Raw genomic sequence first — 15,114 nt, 5'->3', positions numbered from 1 at the left:
TGTGTTATTTTCCACAATTTTTGTTAGGGGGCACTAATGCTTTCTTTAATATTACAGGCATGCCCTTTGCCAGGGCATGAAAATTCAAATCCTGAATAGCTTAAAATTTATGATTGATCTCAGCCCTATTAATATCCTTTTTAGGATTTTTTGTCATTTGAAGTACTAGCTTTCCACCTGCTGTAATTTGGCTATGTTGAACAAAAAAACCTTCCACTGCCTGATCATTTAACTGCACCGATTCTACATAAACATTTTCCTGGCTATTGTGAATAGATTCTATAATAAATGTGGCATTAGAATAGTAGTCTGGATTCAGGTCAATGGTAATTTTATCAAAAGCCGGACTGCCTATCTGGTACTCTGGATTTTCATCTACACCACCGTTCATTTGAAATAGCCCAATTTTCATTAAAACAGCTAAACTTCCCATTAATCCCTGATCTTCGTCTCCATTATAACCTGTGGATGGAGATAAACCACTAAAGGTTTTGTTCACCACATTACGACTCCAATATTGGGTTAAATCCGGTCTGCCTATTTTATGAAAAACAAATGCTGTTTGTATAGATGGCTGATTTCCATAATTAATGGGTATTTTCCTGTATTCAGGATGTTCTTCAAGGTCATGAGAGGTCCCGGCCGTAAATCCTAATTTACCTGCTGTTTCAAATTGCTCATTTAATTTTTTTACTGCTTCTTCAGGTCCACCCATTAGCTCCGCCAGGCCTTCTAAATTATGGGGTACAAACCAGGTAGCCTGAGCACTGTTGGCCTCTACAAATCCTACTTTGTATTGGTAAGGATCGAAATTTTCAAACCATTCCCCATTTACATTTTTAGGACGCATAAATCCAGAAGATTTATCGTAAACATTTTTAAAATTTTCAGAACGTGTTTTAAAATACTTGTAATCGTCCTGATGCCCCAGCTTTTTAGCCAGTTGGGCAAGTGTCCAATCCTGATAGGCATACTCCATGGTAAGGCCTGCGCCATCCTGATGTCCACCAAAATTTCCTTCTGGTATAGGGTAGGGAACAAAACCCTTTTCCAAATAATATTTAAAGCCTCCGCCTGAATTAGTATGATGTTCATAACCGGCCTTTTCCATAATACCACCAGCCATGTGGTTCTTTTTCAGGGCTTTATAAATATCTTCTAGGTCTTCGGTAATTAAGCCTTCCTGAATGGCACTTACAATAAAAGGAGTACTGGATGAACCTGTCATTACATAGGTATAATTTCCTCCGGATGGTCCTCTGGGAATTAAACCACCATCTTTCTGATATTGTAAAAGTGAATGGACAAACTCCTTTTTGATTTCAGGATAAACAAGCCCCCACAGGGTATTGATAGTCCATTGGGCGCCCCAAAATGAATCAGAATTATAGTGATTAAATTTAGGACTTCCATTTTCATCGAGGGGTAATTGTCCTATTCTAAATACTTCTCCCGAATTATCCGGATAAGCACCATTGACATCACTTATGATCCTTCTTCCCTGTAGTGCATGCCACAAATCTGTATAAAATCTCCTTTGCTCATTTTCTGTTCCGCCTTCAACTTTTATTCGGCCCAATAAATTGTTCCACTCTTTTTCGGACTGGGATACAATTTCATCAAAATTCCAATCTGGCAATTCCTCCACAATGTTTTGATTGGCATTCTCTATAGAGGTATAGGAAATTCCAACTTTCATCAATACTTTTTCTTTGGGACTATTGAGGTTTACCAGATAATTTCCCGTTTTTTCATCTTCGCCAATAGCACTGATTTTCGTATTTAATTTTACTTTAAAGAATACGGTTAATGGTTTTGGCCTTCTGTGTGTAGATTTCATCACCACTTTTCCCGAAAGTTCATTGTCACCAGACCTTTCTAATTTTCCATCAATGTTTTCACAAGGCCCTAACACAGTATTGAGATTAAATAAGATAGCAGCCTGAGCGTCTTTGGGAAAGCTATATTGATGGAATCCTACTCGGGTTGTACTGGTTAATTCTGATTTAATCTGATATCTTTCAAGTTCCAAATAATGATATCCTGGTGATATTTTTTCGGTTTCATGGCTAAACTTTGAGTAGAAGTCCTGATAAACCGTGTTTTTGTTGGTTTCAGAAATGGTAACTGGCATCATTGATACTCCGGCCATTTGCCATGCATGTATATGACTGAATCCTTTTATAGTATCGGTTTTATATCTGTAGCCGCTTCCCCATGCACCATCAATTTCCGTATCTGGGCTCAGATTTACCATGCCAAATGGCCTGCTTGCCGATGAAAAGAAAAACCATCTGGAATTTTCCGTGTCGAGAGCAGGATAAACCATTGCTGTAAATGATTTTTGCGCTGTAAAATTATCTCCAGTTTTTACTTTCTGTGTACAAGAACTTATTATACCAAAAAGAAGGTATATTAAAACTTGGGTATATAATTTGTTCATTTTCATGTATTTTCTCTTTAGTAGTAAACCAAAATTAACCGTGAAATTATTTGATGTTGGGTGGGAGAGTACTTGTGCTTAATAAAATAGGATTAAAATCTGAAATGCATGCCATACTTTCTGCTGAATATATATTCCTCTTCGAACTAATTACTTGTTTTATTGTCTTTTTTGCCATATACGTACTACGCTATATAAGGAAAACTTTTTGGTTTATTTTGCTTTAAGCTTTGTTCACGAAACCTCTTTTATAATCCAGGTTGGAATTTTTAATGATCATATAATCAACCTTTTAGTATCGATTTAAAAAACCAGATGAATTAAACTAAAAAACAATCGCACATCCTCCAGGTGAATAAAAAGGAAGGGAATAATTCCCTTCCTTTTTTTATTTAGTTATACCTACATTATTAATCTATTAATATCCAACATTTTGAGAAATTGCAGGAATTGATCTATCAACCTCTTTCTGGGGAATTGGTCGTAGATAGTGCATCTCCTCCATCTGACCCAATGCTGCTGTCCATGGATTCATTAAGGTAGTTCGTTCGATCAGTTTCTCTGTTCTTTTCAAATCAAACCAACGGCTGTATTCACCCATCAATTCCCTTGCCCGCTCATCCAATATCATATCAATATCCAGGTTTCCATTTGCCCTGTAAGATACCGTACTCATGGAAGAAAGGTTAGCTGGTTCTTCCGCACACAATGGGTTGGCACCAGCATTGACACCAAGTGCCCGGTCAACTATGGCATTATAATAAACTTCTGCGTTCCCCAAATTACCATTTGAAGCTCCTTTCAAAATTGCTTCCGCAGCGATTAAATATGCTTCGGCAGAGCGGAATAGAGCTAGATCAAAGGTTCCCTGAGCATCATCGTAGGGGATGCCTGGTTCCCAGAACTTCCACATTAGTGGAGTTTTATCGTTGGTGTGATAGGGTGAGATGGCATTTATACCAATTTCATCTAGGTTTAGAACTGCGTAGGGCTTACTTCCTCCTACATCCATGCCTTTATCTTCGTCACTGGCTGGATTATTCCATGGTGGGAAATACAGTACTGTATCACCTTTTGCAATATTGATGGTGGTAGAAGGGTCATCAAAATCCGGAACAAAACCATCAACATCTGTCAATGCATACATCGCTTCTACAAAATTGTGATGGTACCTTGTATCAATATCCGGATCAAACAACCTGTAAGTAGCAGGGGTTACGATATAGTTCCCTTTCCCTCCATGGCGGTTATAGTCACTTGTTCTTCCCAAAGAACCTGGAATATCTTCAGCACCACCACCGAAAATCGAATGGTAATCATTTCCTATGGCATATTCGCTAGGTTCATCATCATCACTGCCATTTGTCAATATATTATCGCTGAACTGAACGGCAAATACTATTTCATCATTTTTATCATTTTGGGCTGGGAAAGTTTCTTCCAGAGGGTTCTCAGCATGAAGCGGGAATAAATTGCGGTATTCCGACTCTAGTGGATAATCCGCTATAATCATATCGGCATATTTAACGGCCTTGTCAAAATCTTCAGCTGTTCCACCGAGGGAATTGTTGAAATTCCAGCCCCTTGTCAGGTGAACTCTTGCCAACAGGAACTGTGCGGCACCTTTTGTGGCTCTGCCATACTCGGTATTTCCTTTAGCAGGTAGAATCGATTCTGCCTCTTCCAGGTCCTGGATAATTTGGTCATAAACCTGTGCAGCAGGTACTTTGTTAACTTCCCTACTGGCAGTAGTAGTTTCCTCTAAAGGCATAGGAATATCACCCCATTGTTGTACTGCATAGAAATAAGCATATGCTCTGAGAAACTTAGCTTCTGCCACTCTGATGGCAAGAATATTCGGATCCATTCCCTGAACTCCTTCCTGTCTGGAGATTGCAGTATTTGTCCTGGAAATTTGCTTGTATAGCAAATCCCAAAGCTTAGTTGTTGCTTCTACATTAGAGGTAAAGCGGATATCATACACGTTTAATACACCACCCTGGTTTCCATTTGCCGCTTCGTCCCAGGCAGTACTGGTAAATATATCAGTCCCCATCAAAACCAGATCACGCTCTTTGTGTATTTCCCTAAGCTTGGTGTAGTTTGAGCGAACAAGATCTTCGAATCCCTGCTCTGTAACATAATAATTATCTGTAGTCTGGTAAGAAACTGAGTTTTCCTCCAAAAAATCCTCACAACCGGTGCCTAAAAAAGCCATAAGGACCAGTGCTATAATATATTGTTTATTCAATAATTTCATATTTTTAACTTTTACTGTCCGAAATAAAACGATTAGAATGATACATTTAAGCCTAATAAATAGGTTGCGGTGGGTATACCATCATTGTAAGTACTGGAATTAAATTCCGGATCCATCCCATCAAAATCGTAGAAAACAAATGGATTGATAACCTGGGCGTACATCCTGAATCTGCTAAAACCGTATTTATCCATTGCGGTTCTTGGCAAAGTATAGCCAAAAGTAATATCAGAAATTCTTACAAAACTTGCATCCTGATATTGGATGGCTGACCTGTGAGGGTTTGGAACGCCTGGTCCGAAGTAATCATTGGTAGGATTGTTTACTGTCCAGTAATTCAGGTTTAATACATTATATCTTCCACCGCCAATTTCACCCATAGTTCCACTTAACATGCTGTTTTTAAACATAGTCCCCTGGCTGGTATACATCAGAAAAGAAAGGTCGAAATTTCCATAAGTGAACTTATTGGTCATACCCATCGTCCAATTTGGCTGTTCTGAACCAAGGATTTTCCTGTCATCCATACCATCATTTTTAGAAATAATGCCATCATCATTTTGATCGACTACCTTTACCGAACCTGGTACCTGACCATATTCAGCAGCCTCTGATTCTTCAGCTAATTGCCAAATCCCGTCAAATTCATAGTCATAGTGCGCTTCTAAGGGATGACCTACAAAAAGACCTGTGGCAATATCTGCCTGTATTCCATCACTACCAATAGAGAGTACCTCGTTAACATTTTTGGCAAAGTTGATATTTGTAGTCCAGGTGAATCTGTCTTTGGCGATATTAACCGTATTAAGTGATAACTCAATACCTCTATTGGCTACCTCACCAATGTTTGTGGTTACACTGCTAAAGCCTGAAGATGTCGGGATTTGTTCCTGATAGATCAAATCAACTGTTTTTCGATTATAAACCTCCAAAGTAGTGGTAATCCTGTCATTGATGAATCCCATGTCAATACCGATATTCAATTCCTTACTTTTTTCCCAGCCCAGAGATTTATCGGCCAGATTTTCCGGAGCAAAACCAAAAGCAGGTGAACCATCAAAATCATAGGGTGTTTTAAGCAGTCTTGCCTGGGTGCTGTAAGGATCTACCGCACTATTTCCAACGAAACCATAACTCACCCGAAGTTTCATGTTAGAAATAGCATCTACACTCTGGATAAAATCCTCGTCTCCCAACCTCCATGCAAGGGCAACTGAAGGGAAAAAATCCCATTTATTACCTTCACTAAGCTGGGAAGCACCATCCCACCGGCCGGTAAGCGTCAGCAGGTATTTATCTTTAAAACCATAGATGAAACGGCCCATATAGGAAAGTAAAGATCTTTCCTCCAGCTTGGTATCTAATTGAACTGGTCTTCCTGTTCCAAAGGCATACCAAAGAGAACTATATGGTAGCTCATCTACATAGCTATCCATTTCTTCTATTCGTTCCTGGAAGGAACTTTGTACACCCGTAATGGTGAAATCATGATCACCACTCTTCTTTTTATAGGTGATTATATTATCCAGTGTATAATTGGATTTATCATCTGTTTGGCGAAATGCCCTAGGCAATAGGGTAGTTTTTCGATCCTTGGTCATTGTTCCCCTGAACTGACCCCATCTGGAATTGTTGATATTTGTAGAAAAGGAAGATCGGATCGACAACCCTTGTACAGGAACCAATTCTATATAAGCATTACCAAAGAAATTATCAGTCCTTGTTTCATCCTGAAAATTATTAGCATCTTTTTCGATAAGGGGATTTAATACCTGCTTATCATTGATGCCCATCCAGGCAGCATAGCCATTCCAGGAGAAATCCTGGTTTTCATCCGGGTTAAGGACATCATCATACATGGCGACACCAGTCGGACGTGCACGGTAAGCACTTCTCAATGCTTCATTGGAACCCAATTCTTTTTTTGCAACACTATAATTAGCCGTAAAACCAACATTTAGGAACTTAGTTAACTTACTATCCAAACTTCCCTTGATGTTGTATCGCTTGAATTTTGTATTATCCAAAGCACCTCCTTCATTCAAATATCCTCCTGAAAAATGGTAGTTGGTGTTGTCGCTTCCTCCACCCACTGATAAGGAATGGTTTGTTTGTAAGGCTGATCCGGAAATTTCATCAAGCCAATCGGTACTCTTTCCAGACTCAACCATGTCAAGCTCAGTTGAAGTGAAAGTACGTCCCTGAGGATAGCCATTGAGTTCACGATCTGTCACACTGGCTTTGTAAAATTGTTGCGCATTCATCATGTCTGGAAGGTGGGCAGGTGTTTTGACCCCCACATAACCATCGTAGCTCACAACCGGCTTGCCTTTACCACCTCTTTTGGTAGTGATAATAATTACCCCATTTGCTCCTCTTGAACCGTAAATTGCGGTAGACGAAGCATCTTTCAGAATATCCATAGATTCGATATCAGACGGGTTGAGTGCATTTAAATCTCCTCCCATTACCCCATCAATTACGACCAATGGTTCGTTGCTGTAATTAATTGAACTCAGGCCCCGAATATTAATATTATATCCGGCTCCTGGACGGCTACTTTGTTTGGTTACAATTACACCGGCAGCCTGACCCTGAATCGCCTTGGCAGCCTGAACCGGATTTGCCCGCACAATATCCTTGGATTCAACAGAACCTATGGCACCTGTGGCATCCTTCTTTTCAACCTCTCCATAACCAATCACAACAACCTCCTCTAGTGAGGTGACGTCAAGAGCCAGTGATATATTAAAGAAGGATTTATTTGATACTGGAACTTCCTGAGAAAGGTAACCTATAGAACTAAATACTAATACAGTATTTTGATCTGGTACTTCAAGAGTAAATTTTCCATCAATATCTGTAACTGTACCAATTGAGGTTCCTTGAACAAGGATGTTTACACCGGGTAAGGTCTCCTGCCCTTCGTCTGTTACTACCCCGGAGACTTTGGTCTGGGACCAGGCAGCATTTGCGTAGCCTATAAAGAATAAGACAATCAATAAGAGTTTACGTCTTTTCATATTTACAAAAATTAATAGTTTAAAATTATCCCGAACCTTATTTGCGGGTTATCACCTTCGAAATAAAAATAATCGGCTCATATAGTGATGGATTTTTTATCCAAAAACATGGACATTCCATATTTTCATGTAAAAACAGGCTTAAAATCGCCATTTGGGCTTGAATTCAAAGGAGTTTTTGTGTTGGTTTCCTAAACATTTCCCGGAAATTACTGGCCATGATACTTCAATTTCTCCCCCAGAATATCGAGAACTAGCCGGCCTGGTGGCCCAAAAAATGAGCATAAACATTTTAAAAAGTAGTGTGGTGTATGTTGTTAATGGTGTTTGGCTCCACTCAGGAATTATGCATAATGGTGATGTTTTATTTATAAATTCCCGTTCAGCCGATTGTTTCCCTACTGATGAAAAAAATGAACTGATGAGAGTATTCAAATATTTGCAAGGAAAAAACAATAGCATTACAAAATTTCCTTTTTGATTTGTTTTTCTAAGATCCAAATTTTTTTTAATCAATTTAAGTAGTAATTCAATATTAATCGTGTATTATTTTGCCATAAAAGACTGATAGAAAGATTACTTTTTCTCAGAAATAATAGCACTGGTGCTTATTTTAATGTTACTTTGCATTATGAAAGATATGATCAGGATTTTAGGTATTACCCTTGTAACTGCAATTTACTGCTATGCAGTAAGCTCTGTTACTAATTTGCCTGTAAGTACTGATGCTGGAGATCAACTGACCACTAAGCATGCACAATATCTTGCTGCTGTTTCTAACAATCTTTATTGCCCAACTTCGCAATTAGAAAGCAGGGTTAGCTCCAGTCATTTTTCCCTTCCGGTCTTCAAAAATCCTTTCAATAAACTTTGGTCAGTAACCAAAACCATTGAACAATTATTTGAAGCGGAGTTAGCGCAGTACTTTAATTTTTCAATCAATTTTCTGATTCAACATCGGAAAACAGACATCATTTATCCCTTCCACTATTTTTGGTAATCCATTTTTAAGCATTTATGCAATTTTCAAGTGAAATGACTTGAAAACCAGGGCTTTGTATTGCACATAGCCATTAAACTATTGATTAATTTAACAAAAAGACTTAAAAATGGATATGGATTTAGGAAGCACCATTATTGGGGCTATCGCTATTATTATATGCGCTTTTCCGTTTATAATGATGAGCAGAAGTAGAAAAAAAAGGGAAAAAAAGTTTTTGCAATCACTTTTAAAAATTACTTCCCAAAATGATTGCCAGATAAACAGGCACGAGATTTCAGATAACTTTGCCATAGGAATGGATGAACCTAAAAACTTTGTGTTTTTTTACCGACAGATAAAGGGACAGGAGGTAGCACACTCCATTGACCTTGGTGAAATTCAAAGTTGTAAGGTCATTAATACAAACAGAACCATTAAGCGCAAAGAGGGAGATCAGAAAGTGATCGACAGACTTGAATTGTGTTTTATTCCCAAAGTCAGGGACAAACCAGAGGTTAAGTTAGAGTTTTTCAATGCAGAGTTGAGTCCACAACTTTTTGGAGAGCTTCAATCGGTGGAAAAATGGTCGAAATTGATTAACGATCAGCTGAAGCAAATGCAATAATTCTAATAAGCCCTGTGGGTAAAACCATAGGGCTTTTTCATATTGTTTATTTCATAATTGGTAGCTGGAATTTTTTTAGGTTTTCCCACTTTTCCTACTTTTACGTTTGAAAACCTCAGGTTCAAAGCACTATTTTTATAGCGCTAATATCAAATTTACAGGTAGGCAGAGTATTTCAAGCTATGCGGTGGTGTGTCACTAACACATTATTTGAATGAAATATATAAAGTTTAATAAAACGATATGCGGAGTAGATTTTCTCCTGAATATTATTCAAATAGATGAAAAGTATGAGGATACTTTATCAGGCCAATTGCAATCCACAGATTTCTTTCAAATTGTTTTTCTCAAAAAAGCCCAGGGACATCTTCTGTTAAACAACAAAAAATTAAAGCTAAGGGACAATTCCATCATATTTATATCACAAAACCAAAAGCACCAGTGGTTTATTGAAAAAAGCCAAATAGAAGCTCACATTTTGGTTTTCCAGGAAGATTTTTTAAATGAATTTTTCTCTGACAAATATTTTACCTATCGTCTGCTCTATTTTTATCAGACCGAATGGCCTCTTTCTTTTAATGTTTATGACCAGGAAATAGATGCTTATTTCGCAAAACTGACAGAAATTAAACAGGAGCTTGCAAAGCCTCAAAATGATAGTGTCCACCTCATCCGTTCCATACTGTATTATATTCTTATTCAATTAAATCGGGATTATGCAAAAAAGAATAATATTGAGACAAATATTTCCTTAGACAACATTGCCTATCAGTTCAGAAAACTGGTAGAGACGCACATCTACACAAAACACCGCATTGAAGAGTATTTAGAATTGATGGAGGTAAGCCGGGTTACCTTAAACAAAAAAGTAAAACAACAATTTAATGTAACCGCTACCGATTTTATTAAATCCCGCCTTTTGTTTGAAATAAAAATGAAGCTCATTTATTCAACAAATACCATTGCTGAAATAGCCAACGAATTTCATTTTTCAGAGCCTCAACACCTGACCCGGCTTTTTAAAAAAAAGGAAGGGATAACTCCTCATGATTTTAGAACCGATTATCAAAATGGTAACTAACAACCAAAGTTTGGTAGCAGATTTTTCTTACAATCATTTAAACTTTGCTTCATCAAAAAAACACAAAAAAAGTATTTGTTATAACCATTCATTGCTTTTCCAAATTAAGCAATGGGCAAAAAACAAAAAAAGATGAAACAAGTAGAAATTCAATTAATCAGGAATGCAACCTTAAAACTTTCGTATGCAGGAAAAACTATTTTGGTAGACCCAATGCTGTCTCCCAAAAACAGCTTTATGTCTTTTGTGGTGCCAAATCAAAATTTAAATCCTACTAAAGACCTGCCTTTTTCTATTGAAAAAATAACCCAGGATATAGATGCTGTTTTACTGACTCACTCTCATCCGGATCATTTTGATCAAAAAGCGATGGAAGTATTGGATAAAGATTTACCTTTTTACACGCAACCCGCTGACAATGAACTGGTAAAAAACGCAAATTTTACCCAGGTAGAAAGTATTTCCGATACAGCCAGTTTTTATGACATCAACATCGTGAGGACAAGCGGAAAGCATGGGCCTGCCGAAATTTTACCACAATTAGGTGAAGTATCTGGCTTTGTTTTGAAAGCTACCGACTATCCGACCATATATATTGTTGGGGATTGTATTTGGGATGATGAAATAGAAGCTAATATTGAAAAGTTTAACCCTGAAATTATCATTACCAATTCAGGAGGAGCCATATTTATGGGTAAGGACAGAATACTAATGGATGAGAAGGAGACCATTAAAGTCGCCAAAAAAGCGCCAAATGCCCAAATTATTTCTGTACACATAGAATCCTTGGACCATTGTAAAGTTACAAGAGAATCATTGAAAGCTGCTTTCAACCGTGAAAACCTTGAAATATTCATTCCGAAAGATGGAGAATCACTAACTTTATAAAATTACTAGTTATGAAGTACTGAAATCCGGTGGGGTGAACAGCCACACCGGATTTTACAGTTTTTGGGAAGCTTATTTTACCCGCCCCCGTAAAAAGAGGAAAAGGACAGGTTTAACAATGATTTGGAAAAGTTTCAGGATGTAATATGCTCTACATTTGTAATGTCATTTTAAAACAATAAAACATAATGAAAAACAAGATCGCACTTATAACTGGAGGAAGTAGAGGTTTAGGAAGAGAAATGGCTTTAAACCTTGCCAATGATGGGGTACATATTTTATTTACCTACCACAGCAATGAAGTTAAGGCAAAAGAGGTCATTACTGAAATTGAAAATTTGGGATCAGGAGCTACAGCGTTTCAGTATGATGCCAACAATCCAATGTCAGGAAAAGCATTAATGGAAGAAATCTCCTCTTTCCTACAAGGAAAAAATGGAAATTCCTACTTTGATTTTTTAATTAACAATGCTGGAACTGGATTGTATAAACCTTTTAAAGATACTACAGCATCAGATTTTGATGAAATGGTAAATGTCCATTTAAAAAGTGTATATTTCTTAACTCAGGCGGCATTACCATACCTGAATGATGGTGGGAAAATTATTAATATTTCAAGTGGGCTGACCCGTTTTAGTTTTCCTGGTGCATCTGCTTATGCCATGATGAAAGGAGGAATTGAAGTCTTCACCCGCTACCTGGCAAAAGAACTGAGTGCAAGAAAAATTACCGCTAATGTACTTGCTCCGGGAGCCATTGCCACAGATTTTGGTGGAGGTACCAACCGGGACAATGAAGAAAAAAGGACAATTATTTCCAATCTTACCGCATTGGGCAGAGTGGGCGAACCGGAAGACATTGGAGGAGTGGTTGCTTTCTTGTGTTCTGGTAAGGCTGGTTGGATCAATGGACAACGCATTGAAGCCTCTGGTGGAATGCTTTTATAGGAAATTATTGATTGTTTAAAACCTGAAAATAGAATTAAAGGGAAAAACTATTATTCCGTTCATATCTTTATCGTATGGCAAATTTAAATCGTTTCTCCAAAATTAGCGATTACCACAATTTCGCAAATCTTCCTGCACCTGCACATCCTTTGGTTAGTTTGGTAGATTACAGCAAAGTGCGGTACCCGGAAGACATAAAAGGGTGGAAGTTGGTGCAGGATTACTATTCCATTGGTTTAAAACGAAATGTCCCCTATAAATTTTTTTATGGCCAGCAGTCCTATGATTTTGATGAAGGCTTGATGACTTTTATTTCCCCCAATCAGGTGATGAGTATTGGAAGCAATCCAAACGTAGGTGCGGATACCGCATTAAAGCCTACGGGTTGGTTGCTTTTTATTCATCCGGATTTTTTATGGAATACTCCCTTAGCAAAAACCATTAAATCCTATGAATTTTTTAGTTATTCCATTCACGAAGCCTTGTTTTTATCAGAAAAAGAAGAGCTTTTGATGGTGGATATCCTGAAAAATATAGAGCGTGAATACCAGGGCAATATCGATAAGTTCAGTCAGAAAATTATATTATCCCAACTGGAGTTATTGTTGAATTATGCCGAGCGCTTTTATGAACGGCAATTCATTACCCGTAAAAAATCAAATCATCAGCTTTTGGAACGGGTGGAAGTTTTATTGTCAGATTATTTTAATCGGGATAACCTGATGGGACTCGGTTTGCCAACTGTGGAGCAAGTGGCAAATGAGCTAAATCTTTCTTCAAATTATTTAAGCAGTATGCTAAAGTCTTTAACCGGCATGAATACCCAGCAACTCATTCACCATAAATTGATTGATAAAGCCAAAGAACAATTATCTGTTACTCAACTTTCCATCAGTGAGATTGCTTATAATTTGGGGTTTGAGCATCCCACTTCCTTTAATAAACTTTTTAAAAACAAAACTGAAATGTCTCCTCTGGAATTTCGAAAATCATTTAATTAAAGGATAAATTTAAATTCGGATTTCCCTGCAGGCCAGGCCGATTTTATGGAGTCAATGGTTTTAATCTGCTTAACAGACAAACCAGAAGACTTTCTAGCCTGTTGAATAATTTTAATTGTTTAAACCTGAAAATAGCCTGTTTGAGGTAAAAAAGATTTGTAAACATGCCATCAATAAACTTAATTGAATTGATATTTTTAAAATTAGCTTACAATGAAATTTTTACCTTTTACAATCTTATTATTAGCCTGTGCAATGATGGTGCAGGGACAAACCAAAAAGCCTTCGGAAAATGTAGTGATCACCTCCGAAAAGAATAAAACCCAGGTCAGTGTCGGTGAAAATGGGGTGTTATATGTAAATGTTTCCCCTAAAAAAGCCAAAAAGCTTAAATCTGCTGGAAAGGTTAGTTATAGTGATTTTGGCGCCAAAGGCGATGGCAAAACAGATGATATAAACGCAATTGCTGCTACACATGCTTTTGCCAATCAACACGAACTTCAGGTAAAAGCGGATAAAGGCGCAACTTATTATATTGGGGAAAAGGAAAGAATCGCAGTAATCGGGACTGATACCGATTTTGGAACAGCAGCCTTCATTATTGATGATACTCAGGTGGAAAACAATAAAGCCCCGGTGTTTATGGTCAGTTCCGGAATGGAGCCGTTTAAAATTGAATTGATCAGTACACTTAAAAAAAATCAGGAAAAAATTGAAGTTTCTTTGCCAGGTCCCTGCCTGATTACAGTGACCAATGCACATAAAAAGCACTATATCCGGTTTGGACTTAATCAGAACAATGGTTCGATGCAAACAGATATTTTTGTGGTGGATAAAAATGGCCAGGTAGATATGAATTCCCCGATTATCTGGGATTTTGACCAGATCACGAAAATTTCTGCCCTCCCCATTGAGGAAAATACTTTGACCATCACTGGTGGCCGATTTACCACCATTGCCAATCAGGATGAATCCAAATATAATTATTATAGCCGGAACATACAGATCAGACGTTCAAATGTGATTGTGGAAGGGCTGGAGCACAGGATAAAAGGGGAAGGAGATTCCGGTGCACCTTATAGCGGTTTTCTCAATATTGGTGACTGCGCTTATGTAACGGTAAAAAATACCATCCTTACCGGTCATAAAACTTATCGTACAATAGGCAGAGCCGGGAAGCCTGTTTCCATGGGCACTTATGATTTATCGGTAAACCGTGCCCTTAATGTATCTTTTGTGAATTGTAGTCAGACTAATGACATCAATGACCGGACTTATTGGGGTATCCTTGGTTCTAATTATAGCAAGAATCTTCTTTATGATAATTGTAGCTTTTCCCGCTTCGATGCCCATAAAGGTGTGGCTAATGCCACCATCCGGAATTCTACGCTGGGCCACATGGGAATTAATGCCATTGGCAGTGGTACCCTAATCGTAGAAAATTCAACCATCCGGGGAAGGAGTCTTGTCAATTTGCGTTCCGATTATGGCAGTACTTGGCAGGGGGAATTTATTATTCGTAATTGCATTTTCGTGCCTGAAAATGGAAATTCTACCAGTGCAGCCCTGATAAGCGGATCATATTCCGGGCAACATGATTTTGGCTATACTTGTTATATGCCGGAAAAAATCATCATTGAAAATTTGCAAATTCAGGATTCCAACCATCCTGAGGATTATCAGGGTCCTGCTATTTTTAGAGATTTCAATTCAGAAATGACTGATGATACTTATCAGGAGAAGTATCCCTATGTTAAAACCAAAGAAGTAATCCTTAAAAATGTGACAACGGCCAGTGGTAAGGGCTTGAGAATCAGTGATAACTCCTTTATGTTTAAGGAAGTAAAGGTTAAAAAATGAGCGT

General features: G+C 37.9%; 10 protein-coding genes. 7 read left to right on the top strand and 3 right to left on the bottom strand.

Annotated features, from left to right (window positions below; genetic code table 11):
* Positions 1–100 precede the first annotated feature (100 nt).
* The 3 genes from A3EM_RS0100635 to A3EM_RS0100625 all read right to left on the bottom strand — a co-directional run bounded on the left by A3EM_RS0100635 (position 101) and on the right by A3EM_RS0100625 (position 7,726).
* Positions 101–2,443, bottom strand: coding sequence for a GH92 family glycosyl hydrolase (locus tag A3EM_RS0100635; RefSeq protein ID WP_245576478.1), 2,343 nt, complete (start codon positions 2,441–2,443; stop codon positions 101–103).
* 418 nt (positions 2,444–2,861) lie between these two features.
* Positions 2,862–4,703, bottom strand: coding sequence for a RagB/SusD family nutrient uptake outer membrane protein (locus A3EM_RS0100630; protein ID WP_020526218.1), 1,842 nt, complete (start codon positions 4,701–4,703; stop codon positions 2,862–2,864).
* A 32-nt stretch (positions 4,704–4,735) separates the two neighbouring features.
* The gene (locus tag A3EM_RS0100625) at positions 4,736–7,726 is read right to left on the bottom strand and encodes a SusC/RagA family TonB-linked outer membrane protein (RefSeq protein WP_020526217.1); all 2,991 of its coding nucleotides are present in this window, start codon (positions 7,724–7,726) and stop codon (positions 4,736–4,738) included.
* A 640-nt stretch (positions 7,727–8,366) separates the two neighbouring features.
* Between A3EM_RS0100625 and A3EM_RS0100615 the strand changes: the two genes are divergently transcribed.
* From A3EM_RS0100615 to A3EM_RS0100575, 7 genes are all read left to right on the top strand, one after another.
* Positions 8,367–8,726: a hypothetical protein gene (locus A3EM_RS0100615; protein WP_169513317.1), complete on the top strand. Its 360-nt coding sequence runs from the start codon at positions 8,367–8,369 to the stop codon at positions 8,724–8,726.
* Positions 8,727–8,835: 109 nt separating this feature from the next.
* Positions 8,836–9,333, top strand: a complete 498-nt coding sequence (locus A3EM_RS0100610; protein ID WP_020526214.1) for a hypothetical protein — start codon at positions 8,836–8,838, stop codon at positions 9,331–9,333.
* Between the two features lie 214 nt (positions 9,334–9,547).
* Positions 9,548–10,414 (top strand): helix-turn-helix domain-containing protein, encoded by an 867-nt coding sequence (locus tag A3EM_RS0100600; protein ID WP_020526212.1) that lies wholly within the window; start codon positions 9,548–9,550, stop codon positions 10,412–10,414.
* A gap of 132 nt (positions 10,415–10,546) precedes the next feature.
* Positions 10,547–11,302, top strand: coding sequence for an MBL fold metallo-hydrolase (locus A3EM_RS0100590; protein ID WP_063745003.1), 756 nt, complete (start codon positions 10,547–10,549; stop codon positions 11,300–11,302).
* Between the two features lie 188 nt (positions 11,303–11,490).
* Positions 11,491–12,249 (top strand): SDR family NAD(P)-dependent oxidoreductase, encoded by a 759-nt coding sequence (locus tag A3EM_RS0100585; RefSeq protein WP_020526209.1) that lies wholly within the window; start codon positions 11,491–11,493, stop codon positions 12,247–12,249.
* Between the two features lie 74 nt (positions 12,250–12,323).
* A complete protein-coding gene (locus tag A3EM_RS0100580; RefSeq protein ID WP_020526208.1) occupies positions 12,324–13,250 on the top strand; it encodes a helix-turn-helix domain-containing protein in 927 nt (308 codons plus the stop codon).
* Positions 13,251–13,463: 213 nt separating this feature from the next.
* On the top strand, positions 13,464–15,110 hold the full coding sequence (locus tag A3EM_RS0100575; RefSeq protein ID WP_020526207.1) for a hypothetical protein: 1,647 nt from the start codon (positions 13,464–13,466) through the stop codon (positions 15,108–15,110).
* Positions 15,111–15,114 lie beyond the last annotated feature (4 nt).

It is taken from the genome of Flexithrix dorotheae DSM 6795 (assembly GCF_000379765.1).
GTDB lineage: Bacteria > Bacteroidota > Bacteroidia > Cytophagales > Flammeovirgaceae > Flexithrix > Flexithrix dorotheae.
This window is presented reverse-complemented; position numbering and strand designations above follow the sequence as displayed.

What these genes read in the sequence shown, in the direction of transcription:
- A3EM_RS0100635 (WP_245576478.1), bottom strand. Translation starts at nt 2,443, where the DNA reads ATGAACAAATTATATACCCAAGTTTTAATATACCTTCTTTTTGGTATA.
- A3EM_RS0100630 (WP_020526218.1), bottom strand. Translation starts at nt 4,703, where the DNA reads ATGAAATTATTGAATAAACAATATATTATAGCACTGGTCCTTATGGCT.
- A3EM_RS0100625 (WP_020526217.1), bottom strand. Translation starts at nt 7,726, where the DNA reads ATGAAAAGACGTAAACTCTTATTGATTGTCTTATTCTTTATAGGCTAC.
- A3EM_RS0100615 (WP_169513317.1), top strand. Translation starts at nt 8,367, where the DNA reads ATGATCAGGATTTTAGGTATTACCCTTGTAACTGCAATTTACTGCTAT.
- A3EM_RS0100610 (WP_020526214.1), top strand. Translation starts at nt 8,836, where the DNA reads ATGGATATGGATTTAGGAAGCACCATTATTGGGGCTATCGCTATTATT.
- A3EM_RS0100600 (WP_020526212.1), top strand. Translation starts at nt 9,548, where the DNA reads ATGAAATATATAAAGTTTAATAAAACGATATGCGGAGTAGATTTTCTC.
- A3EM_RS0100590 (WP_063745003.1), top strand. Translation starts at nt 10,547, where the DNA reads ATGAAACAAGTAGAAATTCAATTAATCAGGAATGCAACCTTAAAACTT.
- A3EM_RS0100585 (WP_020526209.1), top strand. Translation starts at nt 11,491, where the DNA reads ATGAAAAACAAGATCGCACTTATAACTGGAGGAAGTAGAGGTTTAGGA.
- A3EM_RS0100580 (WP_020526208.1), top strand. Translation starts at nt 12,324, where the DNA reads ATGGCAAATTTAAATCGTTTCTCCAAAATTAGCGATTACCACAATTTC.
- A3EM_RS0100575 (WP_020526207.1), top strand. Translation starts at nt 13,464, where the DNA reads ATGAAATTTTTACCTTTTACAATCTTATTATTAGCCTGTGCAATGATG.